This is a genomic window from Paenibacillus sp. J22P165 (assembly GCF_059692015.1).
On sequence record NZ_JCAUAP010000006.1, the window covers coordinates 524,961 to 545,382 of the forward strand.

Consider the following 20,422-nt stretch of genomic DNA (forward strand, 5'->3'; position numbering starts at 1 on the left):
ACTTTTCATGAGCCTCGTCTGTATCCTTTGAACTAATTGACCGCTGTAATTTATTCGTGGATGAAAGCTAGAAAATCAAATAGAGTCGGGCTCATTCGTCTCTTCCTATTACAATAAAAGCATTTTCATGATTATAGTTCGTGTTACCTATAGAAATTTACAATAAAAATAAATCCCCTACTTCGAAAAGTAAGGGATTTAGGGTAAAACTCTCATTATTATTTCACAAATCTAACAGCATCAGCAGCTACATATCCATCTGTACCAGCATTCTCCAATCTTACTGAACCGTTAACACTGTTCTGACCTGCAAGAAAAGCATGCTGTCCTAGATAAACCCATGTTCCACCATTGGTCGTCTGGTTTACCGTATAAGTAGTTGAACCTCCATTATAAAATACCGTATATTTTGCATTTGTGGCTCGGTTTGCGTGAGATGTAAATCTGACATACACATTATAGTTTCCGGCGGAGGGAAGACTGGGTATCCATCTAAATGCCGCATCACCTTTATTGGCATTTCCATCATGCTCATAATTACTTCCGTAATATCCAGCACTTCCGGTTGTTGTCGTCCAAGTTCCTGATGTTTTGCTTGTAAAGGGGCTGCCCTGGGAATTATCGACGATAACCTCCGTATCACTATTTTTATAATAAGCAATTTTACCGTCAAGTCTGCCGCCAATATCCGCAAAAGCATACAATACGCCACCAACAGTTATAAAAGATACGCCACCGATTTTATTTGACTCTGGACCAGTAGGGGATGGATCGTAAAACACACCAAGATGATTTTCCAAATCGAAATTCGCTCCAACTTCCGTTATGTGCGAATTCCCGGAAGTCGCATTATATACAAGGTAATGACCACCGTTCCAATTCAAATATTCCCCACCGCCAATATTGGTACCTTCCTGTGCATTAGCAGAAACAAGTGGTGTTGTTTGTACGGTCCAATTTATAGCGTCATTGGAATACGCTAGATAACATTTCCTTACATTAGATGTGTTATTGACCATAAACGTCATCGTATATTTATTATTAAACCTTGGAATCGTGTACTCAAATACCCTCGCATAGGAAGTCTCCGTCGCATTTGGAATCATGGCCGTAGTAATGACGGTCCCCCCATAGGTAAAGTTAATGCCATTCGTCGTTGTAGCATATCTGGTTGTCGTGTTTTCTCCATGAAAATAGAGGAACATTTTATTTTCTTCACTGATCCATACCGCATTCGGTGAAGACACGTGACTAACATTGTAATTAGGTGACCAGTTATTCGCTATGACAGGATTATTTGCATATTCCGTCCACGGACCATCCAGTTTATTTGAGTAAAATAAGCTTATTCCGCCTGGGGCATCATGCGGCGCTACGTACATATAGTAGGTTGCTAAAGGATTTGTAAAATAATCCGCTGCTTTGAATATCGTTGGAGAAATGAGTTCTCCCGTTGGATTATAATTGAGATTGTCATTGACGGGGTCGATGAGCATCTTTTTAAATGTAAGATGCGGAAATCCCGCGATTTCTGCTGAAGCCTTACCAACTTGGAAATTCAATCCTAACTGCAAAGTCAAAGCACACACCACCATAACCATAACGGCAAGTATTTTCAACGGTAACCTTCTAAACATCATAAAACCTCCTTGTTCATGTAATAAAGCGCTTACAAAACTTATTATAATTGAAATCAACTCCCCATGATAATGCCACAAATTCCATATATGGTTCAAAATCGTAAGGTGTCTGAATCGACGCCTACGTAACACAGCCATTCGTATAAAATAACGTCTGCCATCTTGTAAATTTCCTGACTTGCACGTTATACTTCATCTACTAGCCAGTATGCATGGGGAAGTAGGGAAGCCACTTGAAGCTAAAGAAACCGCCGTTCGTCTCGCTCAGGATGAAGTTTCTTGTTTTGTTTTGTTTAATGATAACGCTGCCATTTTTGTTTAGCGGCTATTTGACATATCAGAAGTATTCGTCCAACGTGGAGCGAGATGCCAAAGCATACTCAGATCAGCTGACCGATCAAATTAATATTAATTTGGAGCGTTATATTCGCGAGATTGAGCGTATTACGATATCCATTTATTACGATTCCAATTTTGTGCGTATTTTGGAATCGCACAGTACGCATACAGGAAGCGCTCTCGTTCCATTTGAGGAGCGTTTGAAAATGAATCAGCTTATCTCCTCGCTAGTGTTTGATCGGATGGAGCTGGAAGGTGTCTACATTTTTGCCTTGGACGGCACGTTATTTAGTAATTTAACGGAAACCATTTCCTCCAACTGGTTTCCAGATGGATCTACTTGGATGGACCAAGTGAAGCAGAAAGATGGAGGGCTCGTCATATTGCCACCGGTGCAATGGAACTACTATCTTGAGAAGCCGAAAGAAGCATTGGCGTTTGCCCGGATCATGAAAAATCCGTTGACCAACAAGACAATCGGGTATATCAAGATCGATTTGACGTCCAACGGGTTCGAGAAAATTTTATCCAATGTCAAAATGTCCAAAATGAGTAAGCTGTATCTGTTTAATGAGAATTACCAATGTATTTATCCATTTAGTGAGGAGTCGTCGTGTCCTTCTTATGCGGAGACTGTGGATATGCACACACCTAATATGCTGAAAACAGTGACTACAACACCTGTCGGAGGTTTGACGATCGTCAGCACGATTCCAAAGAATGATTTATTGGCAGACGCTAGGCAGCTCATTAGTTTCACCTTGTGGATCTCTGCGGCTTCCCTTATTTTTGCTTTTATCGCAGCGGTGTTTACATCGAATCGACTTGTGAAGCCTGTTCTTTATCTCCAGCGGAAAATGCTGCGCGTTCAAAACGGCGATTTTCAAGAGCGGGCATTGGTCTATTCCAACGATGAAATCGGACTGTTGACAGAAGGCTTCAATAACATGGTGTCTCAGTTGGATATTACAATCAAAGAAGTCTATGAGCTAAAGCTGCGGGAGAAGGATGCGGAATTGAATGCGCTGCAAAGTCAAATAAATCCCCATTTCTTATATAACACCTTAGAGTCTATTAATATGGTGGCCGTTAAAGAGCGCAATCATGATCTCTCACAGGTGATTACTAGTTTAGGGAAACTTCTGCGCTACACCGTAAATAAGCAGGAGCGTTTCGTGTATCTGAAAGACGAGCTAAGCTTTGTGCAAAATTATCTGAACATCCAGACCTTCCGCTTGGAGGAGGGCTTGCACACAGAAATTCATGTAGACTTCTCGCATGAGTTTGCGATGGTGCCGAAGCTGATTTTACAGCCGTTAGTTGAAAATGCGATTGAGCATGGCATGGGAAGTTTCCCCTTCACGATTGCTATTACGACGAAAGCTGAGGGGCAGGACCTCTTCATCTACGTGTCTGATAATGGACGTGGTATTACGCCGGAGCGTCGGGAGATGATCGAACAGCGGCTCTACGGACCGGAGCGTCCGCTATCGAAGATGACGACAGAAAAGAAAACGAAAGGTTTTGCGCTTCGGAACATTCATCAGCGGCTGTTCATTTTATATGGGGAGCCGTATGGCTTGTCAATTCTGAATACCGTCGAGAAGGGGACCACGTTCTGTATTCGTATGCCATTTCAATGGGAGGAGTAGCGCATGAACATTTTATTAGTAGAAGATGAAATGAAAATTCGGCAAGGATTACGGAAGATCGTGGAGGATGTAATCCCGTCCCAGCTTCATATCGCAGAAGCCAGCAATGGTCGTGAGGCGCTGGAATGGCTGCGGACGCAGGATCGCGTCGATCTTGTGATAACGGATATTCGGATGGGTGAGATGAACGGTATTGAGCTAATCAAACGGGCTAAAGAGTCGCATCCTGATACGCCATTTGTCATTATTTCCGGTTATGACGAGTTTGGGTATGCTCGCGAAGCGCTTCGGTACGGCGTTTGTGACTATTTGCTTAAGCCGATTGAGCGGGTTGAACTTGCAGGAATTCTGCAGAAAATGAGTGACAAACACTTGGCTTCTCAGCTAGTAGGCAGCGATGAGAGTATGGGGGCTGGGCAGCCTGAGGATAAGGATCGTCTGATGATTCGCCGTGTGAAGGAGTTGGTGAGCCAACACCTAAGCCAGGACATCTCTTTACAGTTCTTGGCAGAGCGTGTGTATCTGCATCCGAAATATTTATCCGAAGTGTTCAAGCGAGCGACGGGACAGAACTTGTCCGATTTTGTGACGGAACGCAGGATGGAGAAAGCAAGGAAGCTTCTGAAGGAAACGACGCTGAAAGTGGCAGAAGTGGCGATGATGTGCGGTTTTGCCAATCATAAGTACTTTGCATCGCTCTTCAAACAGCAGACGGGGTGTACACCAACGGAGTATAGAGACCAGAGATGACCTTACGATTTTGAACCATATATGGAATTTGTGGCGTTATCTTGGATAGCGCCTTTCTTTTATAATAAGTTTTGTAAACGCTTAATTAAATAATTGAATAAAAAGGGGATACCACACGATGAAGAAAGCCTTGCTTTTAACGACATCCTTGCTTTTACTCAGCTCCATTTTTGCGGGATGCAGTAGCTCGAAAGATACGACGACCAGCGCCTCCTCCGCACCAGCGGGAACAACAGAGGCTACTAAGGCACCTGCAAAAGATGTGAAGTTAACCTTCAGCATTTGGGGCAGTGACGCGCATAAGAAGATGTATGAAGAAATTATCGCGAATTATAAGAAGCTTAAGCCGAACGTGAACGTGGAAGTCATGATTATACCAGGTGCGGATTATATACAAAAAATGTCTGTCTTGATGGCGTCTAGAACGGCACCAGACGTAATCTGGATGCTGGAACGCGGCATTCCACAATTCATGGAGACTGGACAGCTCGAGGATCTGTCCGCGATCAAAGCAGACAACGCTTACGACTCGGCAGATTTCATTCCTTCTACGATGGATCTGGTAACGAAGAACGACAAAGTGTATGGCGTACCATTCTCCACACCACCGAACATGATGTACTACAACAAAACGATGTTCAAAGAAAAAGGCTTGAAGACACCAAGCGAACTGTATAAAGCAGGCAACTGGACATACGACGAAATGCTGAAAGCGGCGCAAGCACTTACGCAGCCAGATAAAGGCATTTATGGTATGAACCTAATTCGTCCTGCGGGTTGGGGGACTAGCTGGATTGAGTCACTGCAGACGCTTGTTTGGGCATTTGGGTCTGACTTTTTTAGCAAAGACGGTAAGAAATTTGCGTTAAATACGCCGCAAGGGGAGCAGGCGCTGCAATATTTTAACGATGCGATGTTCAAAACGAAGGTGCATCCGAAGCCTGGGGATCAAACGACTTTCGAATCCGGCAAAATCGCCATGCAGCAGGACTTGTTGAGCTACATGGGCAAAGCGAAAGCGATCAAGGATTTTGAGTGGGATATCGCCCCTATGCCGAAAGGACAAGGTGGGCAAGGCACAACGCTTGGTTACGCAGCGTACATGGTGCCGAAAGGCGGAGCGAACACGGCTGAAGCCATTGAATTCGTGAAGTTCTTGTCCAACAAAGAGAACATGACGACGACATCTCAATATTTCGTGCCTAGCCGCAAATTCGTCTTGAACTCCGATGCCTTCTTGAAGCAAGGCTCGTCTCCTGAAAGCATGAAAACGGCGGTGCTTGATCAAATGGCCGGCGCTAGAGTTCGCCAAGGCTTCGTGAATTTTCAGAAAATCGATGACAAAATGAAGCTGAACTTCGATGCCATCTATACACAAAGCGGTACGATTCCAGACATTCTGAAGAGAATGGAAGCGGACGTTACACCGGTTCTGCAATAACCGAATTTGGGTAGATGATGAGGCCAAGCGGAAACTGCTTGGCCTCTCGTCTACAAAGGAGTGGAGACAACTTTGAAAACCTATCGAACGACGACCCTAGAGACACCAACTGCGATAGCCGTCAAAACTAGTAAAGGCACCTACAGTAGGCTTAAACGCCGGAACGCCATTTACGGTTATCTGTTTATTTCTCCTATGATGCTGGGTTTCTTGATCTTCATGGCAGGTCCTATCATTAGCGCATTATGGCTCAGTTTCACAGATTATTCCCTGTTGCACGCTACCTCCTTCGTTGGTGGCGACAACTACCGCAAAATTTTAACCGACGACCCGATGTTCTGGACTTCAATCAAAAACACACTGTATTTCTCGGCAGGATTGATTCCGCTCAATCTCACTTTGTCTTTAGCTCTAGCCCTTTTACTTTCGACTAAAATCCCCGGGGTGGGCTTGTTTCGTACCGCAATATTCACGCCAGTGGTCACATCCATTATCGTGTGGGCAATTGTATGGAAGTATGTTTTCGCGACTGACGCCGGTCTTGTGAACCAATTATTGAAGATCGTCGGCATTACAGGTCCTGCATGGCTGTATAATACGACACTGGTCATGCCAGTCGTCATCCTCGTTTCCGTGCTGAAAAAGGTTGGGATGAATATGGTTATTTTCCTGGCTGCGTTGCAAGATGTGCCGAAAATGTATTACGAAGCGGCAACAATTGACGGAGCTTCGAAGTGGAAGCATTTTACAAAAATTACAGTCCCGATGATTTCTCCGTCCATATTTTTGACACTCGTCATTACATTGATCGGATCGCTCAAAGTGTTCTCCCAAATCGTCGTTATGACGGACGGAGGCCCTGGAACCAGCACGAACGTACTTGTCTATTATATCTACAAGCTGGCATTCAAAACGTATGACTTGGGCTATGCTTCGGCTGTTGCATTTATTCTGTTTTTTCTCGTTCTGCTGCTCACCATGTTTCAGTGGAATATAAGAAAAAGGTGGGTGCATCATGAGCAATAAGGCATTGCGATTACTAAGAAACGTCATTACTTATCTGCTGTTAACCATCATCTCATTAATCATCATTGGCCCGTTTCTGTGGATGCTGACGACATCTCTAAAGGATCAGAATAAAATTTTTCTATTCCCGCCGCAATGGATTCCGAATCCAATTGTATGGTCGAACTATTCACACGTATTTACGACGCAGCCACATTTTCTGCTGCACTATGCGAATTCCGTGTACATCGCGATCCTTGTCACGATCGGTACGTGCCTCGTCGGTGCGCTGGCTGGATTTTCGTTTGCGAAGCTTCATTTTCCGTTTAAAAATGTGTTTTTTCTCATTCTACTCAGCGGGATGATGATTCCGAATGAAGTCACGATTATCCCGAATTTCATCTGGTTTTCGAAGCTGGGGCTCGTCAACAATCACTTCCCGCTTATTATACCGCCGATTCTCGGTGCGGGTGGCATCTTCGGCGTGTTTCTGCTGCGCCAATTCTACATTACGATTCCGAAGGAGCTCGACGAAGCTGCCGAAATCGACGGCAGTACGCCGTGGCAGACGTTTTGGCGCATCATGGTGCCGATGGCGACGCCAGCCTTTGCAACGCTTGCGATCTTTACATTCCTCAACAGTTGGGAGGATTTTCTGGATCCATTAATTTATTTAAGCTCGGATCGGTTGTTTACTCTGCCGATTGCAATGAAGCTTTTCACCGATATGGCAGGTACGGATTGGCATCTTTTAATGGCCGCTTCTGTCATGGCGACAGTTCCGCTGCTCCTCGTGTTCTTCTTCGCACAAAAGAAATTCATCGAGGGTGTGGCAACAACAGGTTTGAAATAAGAGGCGTGTATATAGAGGGGGGATTCAGGCATGACAACCAATCATTTTGATGTCGTGGTTGTAGGCGGAGGCATTGCCGGCACCGTTGCGGCAATTGCTTCGGCAAGGTGCGGAGCAAAGACATTACTTGTCGAACAGTATGGCTTTCTTGGCGGCATGTTGACCGCTGCTGGTGTTGGCCCGATGATGACTTTTCATTCGGGAACTACACAAGTGGTACAAGGCCTTACTGGCGAACTGATCGACAGGCTGAAGGCGAGGGGCAAGTCGCCTGGTCATATTGAGGATACGACGGGGTATACGTATACGGTCACGCCTTTCGACGCAGAAGGCATGAAACATGAATTGGACGTGATGTTTACAGAGGCTGGAGGTCGATTGTTGTACCATACGATGCTCGCGGAAGCTGCGGTAGCAGACGGGAAGATCCAATCTCTTAAAGTGGTCAATAAAGCGGGGATTACCGAGATTTTCGGTAAAGTGTTTGTTGATGCTTCCGGTGACGCTGATCTCTCGGCTTGGGCTGGCGTGGAGTTCAATAAAGGCAGGGAGACAGACGGGGCAACCCAACCGATGACGATGAACATGAAGGTTCGGGGTGTTGATATCGCCCGAGTGAAGGCGTATATCCGATCGCACCCAGAGGAGTTTCCAAGACTTGTGACCGAAGAGGACAGGGAGCGAATTCTGACGGCAGATCGGCTGTCCATAGGCGGCTTCGTAAGTGCGATGAAGAAAGCGATGGAAAGCGGGGAGTTAACTGGCGTTCGCGATGATCTATTGTTTTTCGAGACGAATAATCCAGGCGAAGTCATCGTGAACACCTCTCGCATTTCGGGGTACGACAGCACGGATCCATGGAGCCTGAGTGAAGCGGAAGTCGTAGGAAGAAGACATGTGAGAGAACTGGAAACGTTTTTGAAGAATACAATCGTCGGATTTGAACATGCGATCGTCGTATCATCCGGACCTTCGGTCGGTGTTCGCAGCTCGAGACAGATTAAAGGCTTGTACACCCTAACGCTAGACGATTTGGTTGAATGCCGCACATTCGATGATGTCATCGCGCATGGGGGTTATCCCATTGATATTCATCCGCCGAAAGGCGAGCAGGAGGAACATTTTAAGAAAAGAAACCAGGAAATTAAGCATCTGAAATCGGGAGAAACGTATAGCATTCCTTATCGCAGCCTAATTAACGATAAAGTTCGCAACCTTGTCACAGTGGGCAGATGTATTTCTACCACGTTTGAGGCACAGGGAGGTATCCGCGTGACGCCAATCGCAGGTGCCATTGGACATGGCGGTGGCGTTGCGGCCGCGCTTGCGGCACTTGGCAATAAGCCGACCAATGAAATCTCAATTTTTGAGCTCCATGCTGAGCTCAAGAAGCAAGGTGCATATCTGGAAATCTAAGTTAGATTTGGAAACGACACTGAAATAGTCTCTATGTAAGCTAGCCCTGCTGGATCTTTCAGCAGGGCTATTTTGTATATTTTGATGACAACATCGTGGAATAGTGTAAAAAAACGATTGATCATTCATATAACTCAAAAAGCTGCGACAGTAAAATAGAACCATACAGATGAGGTTATAGATTGTCGGATAGGAAAGGAAGAGACATCATGGCAGTTATGTTAGAAAACCAGTCGCTGACCAAAGTTATTGATAAAAGAAGCGAGCGTAGGCGGCATTTTGCGAAGCACAAATGGCTGTATTTATTTTTGATTCCGGGATGTTTGTATCTGTTGATATTCAAGTATGTTCCGATCTTTGGTGTTGTTATTGCGTTTAAGGATTTTAGTTTAGTAAAGGGTATTTGGGCAAGTGAATGGGTAGGATTTGAGAATTTCCAATACTTATTTCAGTCCAAAGATTTCTATGTGGTACTTCGAAACACGCTTATTTTAAGTTCTTATCAATTGATTTGGGGGTTCCCTGCACCTATCATTTTGGCGATCATGCTCAATGAAGTTAGACATATGGCTTTTAAACGCGTATCCCAAACGATTTTGTATTTACCACATTTCATCTCTTGGGTTGTGTTGGCAGGGATGATCATCAATTTCTTATCACCGTCTACGGGGGCAGTTAATTCAATCGTTACATCCTTTGGCTATAAGCCAATTCCGTTTTTACTTGAACCCAGTTACTTTCGGACGATTCTTGTGTCAGCTGAAGTATGGAAGGGGATGGGTTGGGGAACAATCATTTATTTAGCCGCCATGACTGGCATTGACGCTTCCCTTTATGAGGCAGCAAAAATGGATGGTGCAAGCAGAATGAAACAGATTCTTCATATTACGATTCCAGGTATTCTCCCGACGATCGTGATTCTCATGGTCTTGCAATTAGGCCATATTCTTGATAATGGTTTCGAGCAGGTATTCTTACTCTATAACCCTTCAACCTATGAAGTGGCTGATGTCCTTGAAACCTACACCTATCGGATCGGATTAATTGATGGACGGTTATCCTTTTCAGCAGCAGTCGGTTTGTTTAAAGCCGTTGTAGGTTTTGTATTGGTTCTTGGCGCCAATCGGGTCGCAAAACTGTTCGGTCATAACATTTGGTAGGAGAATCAAAATGACAAAAAAATTAGATGGTTTCGATTGTATGAATTACACACTGCTCACCCTCATAACGCTTGCTATGCTGTATCCATTTGTTAACGTGGCTAGCGTTTCATTTAGTTCTTATGATGCTTTTATCAACCATCCGCTGATGATTTGGCCGCATGATATCAACTTCGCCTCCTATAAAGAAATCTTATCTCGTCCAGTACTTTGGAGCAGCTATCTCAATACGATTACGATCACAATCATCGGGGTATTCGGAAGTTTAGTTCTTTATGTGCTAATGGCCTATCCTTTGTCCAAAAAGTTTCTAAAAGGACGGAGCCTCATCCTTGTCGCTATTGTGTTTACGATGCTTTTCAATGGAGGCATCATTCCCAATTATTACTTAATGAGGTCATTAGGGCTCTTAGATACATTAGCGGCGTTGATTCTCCCCTCTTTATTTACGGGCTTTAATCTCATCTTGATGAAGAGCTTCATTGAGTCTTTACCTGACGAGTTAGAGGAAGCGGCAAGCATGGATGGTGCTTCGTATCCGTATATCTTGCTCAGAATCATTGTTCCACTCTCCAAGCCGATACTTGCAACACTGGCCTTATTCGGAGCTGTCGGCTACTGGAATAACTTCTTTAATGCGATCCTGTATATTCAGTCTGAAGCCAAGTGGCCTTTGATGCTGTATCTGAGGGAAGTTATTGAAGCTGCAAGCATGATGGCCCTGAATGCCAATGCTGCTGAGTTGGGGGCGAATGCGGTAACTTCAGAAACTCTTCAGTACGCTACATTAATGATCGTTATGGTTCCCATTCTGCTTGTATATCCCTTCCTGCAAAAATATTTTGTCAAAGGCATGCTGCTGGGCTCCGTAAAAGGATGAGGTGACACTGGGAATTTTCCTGTTGATCATATACAATACCAATTAATCTACTTAGGAGATGAAAGCATGAAAAGAACAAAAAAAGGGGTATTAACTAGCTTGTTGAGCATGACAACGATTAGCTTGCTTGTTGCAGGTTGTGGAAACAGTGCAGATCCTGCACAAAGCTCCGATGACGCAGCCAAAAAAGCGAGCGAGCCGGTCTCACTCAAAATTATGGCGAATTATGATTCGCCTACATTGACAGAAGCCGATCAAAAATTTATCAAAACGTTGGAAGAGAAGAATAACGTGAAGATTCAATTCGATATTCCTCCAATGAGTGGATATTCGGAGAAACTGCAATTGATGCTTGCTTCCGGCACTTATCCTGATATTGTTTTCTTTCCCGATACCAAAGATGTTGCCTTTCAAAATGCAGTGAGAGATGGCTTACTCTTGCCTGTTAATGAATACATGAATAAGTTGCCCGAACTAAAACAGTACACGTATCAGTCGGAATGGGACTCTTTAAAAGTGAAAAGCGATGACAAAATATATGGCATTCCAAGGACGTCTATTCTTCGCAATGATGGTTATTGGGTAAGAAAAGATTGGCTGCAGAATGTTGGAATTACATTACCAGCAGATGGGCTTGTAACCAAAGATCAGTTTGCAGATATTTTAGAAAAGTTTACTTTTAATGATCCTGACAAAAATGGTAAAAACGACACGTATGGATATGCTGGTGCTGTGAATCCGCAGTCCAAAGTGTTTGATCCTATTCTTACAGGAGCTTTTGGTGTGCTTGGTTGGCAGGAAGCAAACAGCGGAACTTATAAATACATGGATGCCAAGTATGACACCAGCAAGTCTAGTTATAAAGAGGCGTTGGCGTACACGGCTAAGCTGTATAAGCAAGGCGTATTCGATCCTGATTCAGCCACCAATGATGAAACAAAACGCAGAGAACGCTTCTGGCGTGGGATGACGGGGGTGTACCCTGGATTTGCCGCCCATTATACGTATCATTTGCCAGAGATCCAAAAGCAAACGCCTAGTGCAGAGCTTACTTACATGTGGGTAAAAGGGGAAGATGGTAAAGCAAGCTTTAACACAGGTTCGGTTAATTCGACTGGCATATGGGGTTTTTGGGGTATCACCAAAACAGCTAAAAATCCAGAAAAAGCAGCAGCTCTCCTGAATTCATGGTTAACAGATAGTATGTGGGAAACGGTTAAGAACGGATATGAAGGCAATGATTATACGATTAAAGACGGTCAAAAAGTAGCGCCAGCAACACTGCCAACGGATTATGTACGTAAAAATTCAATGCGACGCGCGAACGATTCTTCCTTCTTTATTAAAGTAGGTACACCTAAAGATGTTGTTGATAAAATCACACCATGGTTAAAAACGTCGATCGACACCGTCGTGACTTCCAAAGACTTGGGCTTCCAGCCTGAAGCAGCCAGAAAACCGATCTATCAAGATTATCAAAAGACATGGGATCAAACCATCATGAAAATCATTATGGGTAAGGAGAATGTAGACAAATTTACAGAACTACAAACAGGCTGGTATAAAAATGGTGGGGATGAGTACGCGAAACAAATGAACGATTATATCGCTAGCCTTAAAAAGTAATGAAAAACAAGAGAAACCCTACGTTTATAACGAGGGTTTCTCTTGTTTTAGATTAATTTGGATTTTTGCAGCAAACGCTCAACAATTACGGCAACTTCTGCTCTAGTGATATAAGAAGTAGGAATGGGAGAGAAGTTGCCTTTGATCTTTGTTTCACCGACTCTCCTAAGGGGTAATAAATAGAAACAAGCATTTATCCTTCAGGAGGTGTTTCACTATGGAAGCAAACAACACATTTCACGAAACAGAGGAGGAAATAGTCTTCCAAAAGCAAGGTAACGCCTACATCCTCAGCACGCTGTCTGGTACGGTAGGTGAGATTACTTACAGGCTGGTCGAAGCTGGAACCTGGGTCATTGATCATACTTACGTGGATCCGCGTTATCGTGGTCGTCAACTGGGTAAACAACTGTTGAACATGGTCGTTAGCGAAGCCCGTGACAAAGGGCGCAAAATCATCCCTTCTTGCGCCTTTGCTTTGGAAAAATTCAAGAAAGATTCTACGTATTCGGATGTGTGGGAAAGAGGTAAATCAACGAGCGATTTCTCCGACCATCATAGCTCAGGTAGCGCCATCATGGGGCGATAGGGATTAATAACAAGCAGGCTAGCGTCCGACAGGATGCTAGCCTGCTTGTATGTTATATGACCTCAGGAAGATTCACCAAGTATGGCAAGTTGCATGCCAAAGCAAAAAGCCGCCTGCCTATCCCTCAGGATAAGCAGGCGGCTTCGTTATACTGTCGGCATGCCATGCTATGAGCATTTCATACTCCGACTCTACAAGTTACTGCGATAGCGGTCTTTGACGGCGCCTGCGTCGCTTACGTAACTATAGTCCGGGCTGTACTTATGCGCATTGAGCGAGTTGTGGTCGCGGAAAATCCGGTAAGCCAGATTGGCGCGGTCGCCATCGTTGTCAACGAGGACGAGTACTTTGCCGTTTTGCACAAATTCGTTATAATACATCGCATCCTTCTCGGGGATACCGAGTCCGATCAAGCCGCCGACCAGTCCGCCTGCACTTGCCCCGACAGCTGCACCTGTTAAGACCGTTACGATTGGGCCTGCTGCAAGAATAGGGCCTAGCCCGGGAATTGCCAATGCGCCGATACTCACGAGCAGACCCGTCACCCCGCCTAGCACGCCGCCTGTCGCTGCACCTGTTGCAAGGCCTTCTTCCGCTTTGGTTTCGGTCGCTTCTTCGATGTGGTCCAAATTATCGCGGTTGCGGCCCACTACAGAGAGTTCGTCTGATTGATATCCCTCTGCCTTCAATTGGTTAATGACGCGAATCGCTTCTTCTTCCGTGTTGAACACGCCGATAATATGTTTGCTCATGGTAATCCCTCCTGGGTAGTTGAGTGTTAGCAAGCCGCCTTGACGACTATGGCATACAGCTACTTACCCCAAATACCAAGCTATTAAACAAATAATAATAGAAATAGGCAGCCATTCCCGGTGGATTGGCTGCCTATTCTCAAGTAGCGGTTAGCAAAGGAACATTATTTTGCGATGCTGACAATCCGATTACGGCCTTCTTCTTTTGCCATATATAAGGCTTTATCCACAGCTTCAAGCAATTCGTTTAGATATGTATTGGGATTTTTTGTATGTTCTAAGGTGAAATTATGAATAGATAGCAATCCTATACTTATCGTAATGGATAAAGAATAAGGTATTTTTTTCGCTATCAACTTATTAGATTCAACTGTGGTTTTGACACGTTCAGCTAAGGATTTTGCCTGTGCTTGACTTGTTTGCGGTAAAAAAACGAAAAATTCCTCCCCGCCATAACGCGCAAAAATGTCAGTTGGCCTCAGGGTCTGCTTGATTACGTCCACAGTGCTTTGTATCATTTGATCACCGACTACATGTCCATAATTGTCATTGATTAACTTAAAATAGTCGATATCTAATAAAATGACCGCAAACGGCATTTGATACTTTATATGATGTAACACTTCGTCCTCTAACTTTTGTGTCAGATAGAGGCGGTTATAAATACCTGTCAAACCATCGGTTATGGCCATGTGCTCGAGTTTCTGATTGGTTTGAGACAGTTCATCTTGTATTTTTATTAACGATCGGTTACGTTCTTGTAGGATTTCGTTTTGAAGGTTTGTTGCTTCCATGAGGCGATGAAGTTCACTCACATCTTGAAAGGTAATAATGCGTCCAACCATTGTACGATTAACCGTGATAGGTGCGGTTTGAATGTTGATATGGCGACCATCAGGGAATTTCATTTCGATTTCAGATCTCTTTAGAGGAAACATGTGGTACGTTTGGAGGAATGAATCTATATGACTACTAGACTGTCCCATGGAGAGTATGTTTGCAATTTCAAAACGGAAACCTATGGGCAAGTCGAGATGAGGTAATAGTGAGCGATTTATTTCTACAACGATTTCATTATCATCGAGTACCAGAATGCCATAGTCGATGGTATCAATAATATCTTGATGAGCTATTTTCACAATATCAAATACTTTATCGCGATGAATGGCAATGACAAAGAAAATAGCGGAAAGTAGGACGCCAAATGATGTCAATCCAGGAATAACGGGTAAAGATGAATGTAGGACAACATTCAAAAATACATCTAATAATACGAATAGGGTCATTACTATAATACCTTTAAGTACTTGCTTAATCTGCGTTTTGATACGAGGAGTCTTGTCGGATAGTAATACTCGACTCATAATATATAGCGAAACTATAATATAGCCAATTAAGATCGTAATGATATACCAAAAAAGCGGTCCATAAGACCTGTGAATGTAACTTCCTTGCAAAGGGAGTACGAACTTACCATTTGGATTGATTATCACGCAGGATGCTGCTAGTAGAGCTGGAACAAAAAGCAGTAAGGATAGTTTGGTTCTCAAAAATTGTGACTGTCCTGTGAGGAAAACGGTAAAAAGAAGCCAACCAACGGCAAGCAGGCACATGTCAACAAAGGATAGTTTTAGATAAATTAATTGAACATGGGGAGCATCCACCACTTTAATAGCAAACTGGCAGATTGGCCAAAGTAGCATTAAAAAATGAAAGGTTAAATAAACTTTATGCAGGCTAGTAATCGTAACAGAGGCAAATACATATACGAATAAAACAAATAAAACGAAAAATAAGATGATGTCGATCCATGCAAAAAAATCCATTTTACACCCTCTAAAGTAATAATAGTCATTATTATTCCGGGTCAAAAGTCCTGCCTTATTTTACTAATATATAACCTATCCCTCATAAATTCAATCCACACTCTTGCTGCATGGGAAAGATAATGGTGTTTGCTCCATATTAAGGCTAAATCCCAGTTGATTTGGGGAACGGTCTTAGGAAGCACGGTGACAGTCCGGGTATTAATTCTTCCAACAACAGTATCAGGCAGCAGAGCGATGCCTAACCCGGCACCTACCATTTCACTAATTAAATCCCATTGTGAGCTTTCAAAAGATATGATGGGTTCGAATCCTTCCTGAATACAAGCCTCACGTACCCGATCGTGGAGTGAGAAGCCCTCCTTGAATAAAATAAATGATTCATTCCGCAACTCCGACAATTGAACGGTTTGTTTTTCAGCGATAGGATGATTCGAGTTCACAATTAACGATAGGTGACGCTCGACAAGTGGAAGAAAATCAAAATGCTGTTCATCTATAGGAAGCACGACCACGCCTAAATCGATCTTGGCCTCTCGTAACAATTGTTCTACGATTTTCCCACCCTCTTCAATCAGTTGGATATGAACACCGGGGTAAAGGGCGCGAAATTGCGCAATAATCTCTGGAAAGAAACTGACCCCAATTACCGGAGGAAGTCCTAAAGATAATTTCCCCTTCTTTAGAAGCTTTCCATCATTCAAGGATACCTGAAGATCATCGGCCATAGACAGTGTTAAAAGGGCAAATTTCAGAAAAATGTCTCCATCAGCGGTTAATTGAATATGTCTTGTTGAACGGTTGAGCAAGATAACGCCAAGCTCGTCTTCAAGGTTCTTCATGATCTTACTTAAGGTTGGCTGTGAAATGTGCAAAATGTGAGCCGCTTTTGAAAAGCTTTCCTGTCGAACTACTTCAATAAAATAGCTTAAATGCTGAAAATCCATCCCGAATTCCCCACTTCCATTTATTCAAAAATAGAATAAATAGTATTCATTATTGTCATTTTACTCATAAATAGTTCTGCTGTACACTTTTATGTAAGCGTTCCATTTTTCAATGGAAGATAGAGAACTTGTAGTCAAGGAGATGAAATTCCATATGCATGAAACGGAGGTTGCCATCGTAAGCGCAGCCCGAACACCGATTGGCAAATGGCAGGGGATATTTAAAGACATATCCGCTGTTCAGCTTGGAGCAACAGCTATTCAGGCAGCAATCCAACGTGCGAATATCGATCATCGTTTGGTGCAAGAAGTGTTGATGGGTAATGTCCTGCAAGCGGGACAAGGTCAGAATCCAGCAAGGCAGGCGTCTCTTCTAGCAGGTTTGTCCAAAGAAGTACCCGCGACAACCATCAATCAGGTATGCGGATCCGGACTTAAGGCGCTTCAAATGGGCTATCTCTCCATCCGGAGCGGGGAGAACGATATCGTGGTAGCTGGCGGGATGGAGAATATGAGTCAAGCGCCATATTTGCTCCAGGGGGCGAGGACTGGTTTCGGTATGGGTGACCAAGTGCTGGTGGATGGTTTGCTAAAAGATGGCTTATGGTGCGCCCACAATGATTATCATATGGGAATAACCGCTGAAAATCTGTGCACTCGATACGGTTTAGTTCGAGAAGAGCTGGATATGTACGCCTTGGGGAGTCAAAGAAAAGCTGCAGCGGCTGCAACTGAAGGAAGGTTCAAAGCGGAGATTGTGTCTGTACACGTGCCTGGACGAAAAGGAAGCACGATCCGCGAAGATCAGGATGAATACTTGCGACCTGACACAAACATGGAAGCATTATCGCAGCTTCGTCCGGCATTTCACAAGGATGGCATGGTTACGGCGGGCAACTCTTCCGGCATTAATGACGGAGCGGCGGCATTCGTTTTGATGAGCCATGCGAAAGCACAATCCCTTGGGATTCGGCCAATGGCTCTCATTCGTTCAAGCTCAGTGGTAGGCGTAGACCCTGCCTATATGGGAATTGGGCCTATTCCAGCTACTGAGCAAGCCTTGAGAAAAGCTGGATTGACGATACAAGATATGGACTTAATAGAAGCGAATGAGGCATTCGCTGCACAATCGCTCGTCTTTTCGAAACATTTTGATTTGGATGATCATACACTTAATGTTAACGGCGGTGCGATTGCACTAGGACATCCGATTGGTGCCAGCGGTGCAAGAATTATGGTGACACTTCTCTATGAGATGATGCGGAGGGAATCTCAGTACGGACTAGCTACGCTATGCATCGGCGGTGGACAGGGCATTTCTGTTATCGTGGAGCGCTATTTGCATGATTAGGAGGAAACGTTGACATGAAAAGCATAGCAACATCGTTTGATGAAGCGGTTGCGGAAATTAAAGATGGTTCCACGCTCATGGTTGGCGGGTTCGGACTGGTAGGCATTCCCGAAAATTTGATAGTGGCACTCGCAAGAAGCGGAAAAAGGGATTTAACAGTCATTTCCAACAACTGTGGTGTCGATGACTGGGGACTGGGTTTGCTGCTTCATAATAAGCAGATTAAGAAAATTATCGCTTCTTATGTCGGAGAAAATAAAGAATTTGAACACCAGCTCCTCACGGGGGAAATTGAAGTAGAACTTCTGCCGCAGGGAACACTTGCGGAGAAAATAAGAGCAGGAGGCGCTGGGATTCCAGCCTTTTATACCCCGGCAGGCGTTGGAACTGATCTTGAGGCACATCGAGAAACACGTGTGTTCAATGGAAAAACCTTTTTGATGGAAGAAGCATTAACAGCTGATTTCAGCCTTATTCGAGCAGCCGTTGCAGATAAGATGGGGAATTTGATATACAACAAAACAGCACGGAATTTCAACCCGCTAATGGCTGCGGCAGGGCACAAAACGATCGTGGAGACAGAGCAATTAGTCGAAGCAGGGCAGCTCGATCCCGCAAATATTCATACGCCGGGTATCTACGTGCAAACACTTATCGTCGGGCAGCAACAGAAGAGAATTGAGAAAATAACCATCCGCAATGAGCTGTATTGCATACATAGCAGGGGAGGAAGACAATGAAAGCTTGGTCCGTTCGTGAAAGAATTGCCATCCGCACCGAGAAGGAGATTGAAAGCGGTTTCTATGTCAATCTTGGCATCGGTATTCCTACATTGGTAGCTAATTTTATCCCAAGCAGCAAGCAAGTGATGCTCCAATCTGAGAATGGGCTGCTCGGAATAGGTCCTTATCCGAAGCAAGATCAAATCGATCCGGATCTAATCAATGCTGGCAAAGAAACAATAACGGCCATTGCGGGAGCCGCTTATTTCGATAGCGCCGATTCATTTGCCATGATTAGAGGCGGACATATTGATCTGGCCATTCTCGGTGGAATGGAAGTGTCGGAATTCGGAGATCTCGCGAATTGGATGATTCCCGGCAAGATGATCAAAGGAATGGGCGGCGCTATGGACCTTGTTCATGGTGCAAGACGTATCGTAGTCATTATGGATCACGTGAATAAAGATGGCCAACCGAAGATATTGCGACACTGCCGTTTACCTTTGACTGGCAAAGGGGTTGTGAATCGGATTATTACAGATCGTGCGGTCATCGATGTTACCGAACAGGGACTTGTGCTGATGGAAGTTGCAGAAGGATACACGTCTGACGATATTCAAGCCGTGACAGAACCGCCGCTTCGTATCGCGGAGAACCTTATTTTGAACGCTTATTAAATGGGGGTGAAGTTGATGTTGCCTAATCAAATTGTTGTAATTACAGGCGCTGCAAGGGGAATTGGATTTGAAATCGGGAAAAGATTTGCCGAGTCTGGATCGACCGTCATTTTAACAGATAAGGATAGCAGTGCTGTTGTGAAATCAGCGGAACAGTTGCAGTTATTAGGGCTGGATGTCCATGGTATCAAACTGGATGTTACATCGGAAGCTGAGATCGCCGCAGCAATTCGCCACATCGAGAGGATATGGGGAAGATTGGACATTCTGATTAACAACGCGGGGATGCAGTTTGTTTCTCCGATTGAAGATTTTCCGACGGAAACATTCGAATTGATGATTAAAATCATGCTCACAGCTCCCTTCATTACGACGAAGCTGGTTGTTCCCATTATGAAAAGACAACAGTTCTGAAGAATTATTAACATTTCATCGATTAACGGATTGGTCGGCTTTGCTGGTAAAACGGCCTATAATAGCGCTAAGCATGGCGTAATAGGATTGACCAAAGCGGTTGCTTTAGAGACGGCTGCACACGGAATAACGGTCAATGCGCTTTGTCCTGGTTACGTAGATACAGCCTTGGTAAGGGAGCAATTACATGATGTAGCCGCTCTACATAACACTTCGCCTCAGTTAGCTTTAGAGAAGGTCATCTTACCGCTGGTTCCGCAACGCCGTCTACTGGAGATGAACGAAATCGCGGAATATGCCTTGTTTCTTGCTGGAGAGCATGCCAAGGGAATAACCGGCCAAGCCATTGTGATTGATGGAGGTTATACCGCACAGTAGCTCG

Annotated in this window: 17 protein-coding genes and 1 pseudogene; 14 read left to right on the forward strand and 4 right to left on the reverse strand. The window is 44.3% G+C overall.

Features of this window, described 5'->3' with window-relative positions; genetic code table 11:
• Positions 1-218: 218 nt before the first annotated feature.
• Complete coding sequence (locus AC58QM_RS17225) at positions 219-1,640, reverse strand: golvesin C-terminal-like domain-containing protein (protein ID WP_497285981.1); 1,422 nt, start codon at positions 1,638-1,640, stop codon at positions 219-221.
• Positions 1,641-1,873: 233 nt separating this feature from the next.
• Between AC58QM_RS17225 and AC58QM_RS17230 the strand changes: the two genes are divergently transcribed.
• The 10 genes from AC58QM_RS17230 to AC58QM_RS17275 all read left to right on the forward strand — a co-directional run bounded on the left by AC58QM_RS17230 (position 1,874) and on the right by AC58QM_RS17275 (position 13,351).
• Complete coding sequence (locus AC58QM_RS17230) at positions 1,874-3,631, forward strand: cache domain-containing sensor histidine kinase (protein ID WP_497285983.1); 1,758 nt, start codon at positions 1,874-1,876, stop codon at positions 3,629-3,631.
• A 3-nt stretch (positions 3,632-3,634) separates the two neighbouring features.
• Entirely contained in the window at positions 3,635-4,381 is a 747-nt protein-coding gene (locus tag AC58QM_RS17235; protein ID WP_497285985.1) for a response regulator transcription factor, read from the forward strand.
• A 118-nt stretch (positions 4,382-4,499) separates the two neighbouring features.
• Entirely contained in the window at positions 4,500-5,822 is a 1,323-nt protein-coding gene (locus tag AC58QM_RS17240; protein ID WP_497285987.1) for an ABC transporter substrate-binding protein, read from the forward strand.
• 72 nt (positions 5,823-5,894) lie between these two features.
• Positions 5,895-6,848, forward strand: a complete 954-nt coding sequence (locus AC58QM_RS17245; protein ID WP_497285989.1) for a carbohydrate ABC transporter permease — start codon at positions 5,895-5,897, stop codon at positions 6,846-6,848.
• On the forward strand, positions 6,838-7,680 hold the full coding sequence (locus tag AC58QM_RS17250) for a carbohydrate ABC transporter permease (RefSeq protein WP_497285991.1): 843 nt from the start codon (positions 6,838-6,840) through the stop codon (positions 7,678-7,680). Before AC58QM_RS17245 ends, AC58QM_RS17250 begins: the two co-directional genes overlap by 11 nt.
• A gap of 30 nt (positions 7,681-7,710) precedes the next feature.
• Positions 7,711-9,096: an FAD-dependent oxidoreductase gene (locus AC58QM_RS17255; protein ID WP_497285993.1), complete on the forward strand. Its 1,386-nt coding sequence runs from the start codon at positions 7,711-7,713 to the stop codon at positions 9,094-9,096.
• Between the two features lie 209 nt (positions 9,097-9,305).
• A complete protein-coding gene (locus AC58QM_RS17260) occupies positions 9,306-10,256 on the forward strand; it encodes an ABC transporter permease (RefSeq protein WP_497285995.1) in 951 nt (316 codons plus the stop codon).
• 10 nt (positions 10,257-10,266) lie between these two features.
• Complete coding sequence (locus AC58QM_RS17265) at positions 10,267-11,136, forward strand: carbohydrate ABC transporter permease (RefSeq protein WP_497285997.1); 870 nt, start codon at positions 10,267-10,269, stop codon at positions 11,134-11,136.
• Positions 11,137-11,202: 66 nt separating this feature from the next.
• Positions 11,203-12,762, forward strand: a complete 1,560-nt coding sequence (locus AC58QM_RS17270) for an extracellular solute-binding protein (RefSeq protein ID WP_497285999.1) — start codon at positions 11,203-11,205, stop codon at positions 12,760-12,762.
• 217 nt (positions 12,763-12,979) lie between these two features.
• On the forward strand, positions 12,980-13,351 hold the full coding sequence (locus AC58QM_RS17275; RefSeq protein ID WP_497286001.1) for a GNAT family N-acetyltransferase: 372 nt from the start codon (positions 12,980-12,982) through the stop codon (positions 13,349-13,351).
• A 191-nt stretch (positions 13,352-13,542) separates the two neighbouring features.
• On the opposite strand, the gene AC58QM_RS17280 is transcribed toward AC58QM_RS17275, so the two are convergent.
• From AC58QM_RS17280 to AC58QM_RS17290, 3 genes are all read right to left on the reverse strand, one after another.
• Positions 13,543-14,103, reverse strand: coding sequence for a general stress protein (locus tag AC58QM_RS17280; RefSeq protein ID WP_497286003.1), 561 nt, complete (start codon positions 14,101-14,103; stop codon positions 13,543-13,545).
• Positions 14,104-14,267: 164 nt separating this feature from the next.
• Complete coding sequence (locus AC58QM_RS17285; protein WP_497286005.1) at positions 14,268-15,929, reverse strand: histidine kinase N-terminal 7TM domain-containing diguanylate cyclase; 1,662 nt, start codon at positions 15,927-15,929, stop codon at positions 14,268-14,270.
• 41 nt (positions 15,930-15,970) lie between these two features.
• Complete coding sequence (locus AC58QM_RS17290; RefSeq protein ID WP_497286007.1) at positions 15,971-16,876, reverse strand: LysR family transcriptional regulator; 906 nt, start codon at positions 16,874-16,876, stop codon at positions 15,971-15,973.
• 154 nt (positions 16,877-17,030) lie between these two features.
• Here AC58QM_RS17290 and AC58QM_RS17295 point away from each other — a divergent pair, with 154 nt between their 5' ends.
• The 4 genes and pseudogenes from AC58QM_RS17295 (at position 17,031) to AC58QM_RS17310 (ending at position 20,418) form a co-directional block, all read left to right on the forward strand.
• On the forward strand, positions 17,031-18,227 hold the full coding sequence (locus AC58QM_RS17295) for an acetyl-CoA C-acetyltransferase (protein WP_497286009.1): 1,197 nt from the start codon (positions 17,031-17,033) through the stop codon (positions 18,225-18,227).
• A gap of 14 nt (positions 18,228-18,241) precedes the next feature.
• Positions 18,242-18,967, forward strand: coding sequence for a CoA transferase subunit A (locus AC58QM_RS17300; RefSeq protein WP_497286011.1), 726 nt, complete (start codon positions 18,242-18,244; stop codon positions 18,965-18,967).
• Positions 18,964-19,626, forward strand: a complete 663-nt coding sequence (locus tag AC58QM_RS17305) for a CoA transferase subunit B (RefSeq protein ID WP_497286013.1) — start codon at positions 18,964-18,966, stop codon at positions 19,624-19,626. Before AC58QM_RS17300 ends, AC58QM_RS17305 begins: the two co-directional genes overlap by 4 nt.
• 15 nt (positions 19,627-19,641) lie before the next feature.
• A pseudogene (locus tag AC58QM_RS17310) lies at positions 19,642-20,418 on the forward strand (3-hydroxybutyrate dehydrogenase).
• Positions 20,419-20,422: the final 4 nt, after the last annotated feature.

Coding starts and splice junctions, on each gene's coding strand:
- AC58QM_RS17275 (WP_497286001.1), top strand. CDS start 12,980: ATGGAAGCAAACAACACATTTCACGAAACAGAGGAGGAAATAGTCTTC.
- AC58QM_RS17290 (WP_497286007.1), bottom strand. CDS start 16,876: ATGGATTTTCAGCATTTAAGCTATTTTATTGAAGTAGTTCGACAGGAA.
- AC58QM_RS17270 (WP_497285999.1), top strand. CDS start 11,203: ATGAAAAGAACAAAAAAAGGGGTATTAACTAGCTTGTTGAGCATGACA.
- AC58QM_RS17285 (WP_497286005.1), bottom strand. CDS start 15,929: ATGGATTTTTTTGCATGGATCGACATCATCTTATTTTTCGTTTTATTT.
- AC58QM_RS17300 (WP_497286011.1), top strand. CDS start 18,242: ATGAAAAGCATAGCAACATCGTTTGATGAAGCGGTTGCGGAAATTAAA.
- AC58QM_RS17295 (WP_497286009.1), top strand. CDS start 17,031: ATGCATGAAACGGAGGTTGCCATCGTAAGCGCAGCCCGAACACCGATT.
- AC58QM_RS17280 (WP_497286003.1), bottom strand. CDS start 14,103: ATGAGCAAACATATTATCGGCGTGTTCAACACGGAAGAAGAAGCGATT.
- AC58QM_RS17235 (WP_497285985.1), top strand. CDS start 3,635: ATGAACATTTTATTAGTAGAAGATGAAATGAAAATTCGGCAAGGATTA.
- AC58QM_RS17265 (WP_497285997.1), top strand. CDS start 10,267: ATGACAAAAAAATTAGATGGTTTCGATTGTATGAATTACACACTGCTC.
- AC58QM_RS17240 (WP_497285987.1), top strand. CDS start 4,500: ATGAAGAAAGCCTTGCTTTTAACGACATCCTTGCTTTTACTCAGCTCC.
- AC58QM_RS17250 (WP_497285991.1), top strand. CDS start 6,838: ATGAGCAATAAGGCATTGCGATTACTAAGAAACGTCATTACTTATCTG.
- AC58QM_RS17305 (WP_497286013.1), top strand. CDS start 18,964: ATGAAAGCTTGGTCCGTTCGTGAAAGAATTGCCATCCGCACCGAGAAG.
- AC58QM_RS17255 (WP_497285993.1), top strand. CDS start 7,711: ATGACAACCAATCATTTTGATGTCGTGGTTGTAGGCGGAGGCATTGCC.
- AC58QM_RS17260 (WP_497285995.1), top strand. CDS start 9,306: ATGGCAGTTATGTTAGAAAACCAGTCGCTGACCAAAGTTATTGATAAA.
- AC58QM_RS17225 (WP_497285981.1), bottom strand. CDS start 1,640: ATGATGTTTAGAAGGTTACCGTTGAAAATACTTGCCGTTATGGTTATG.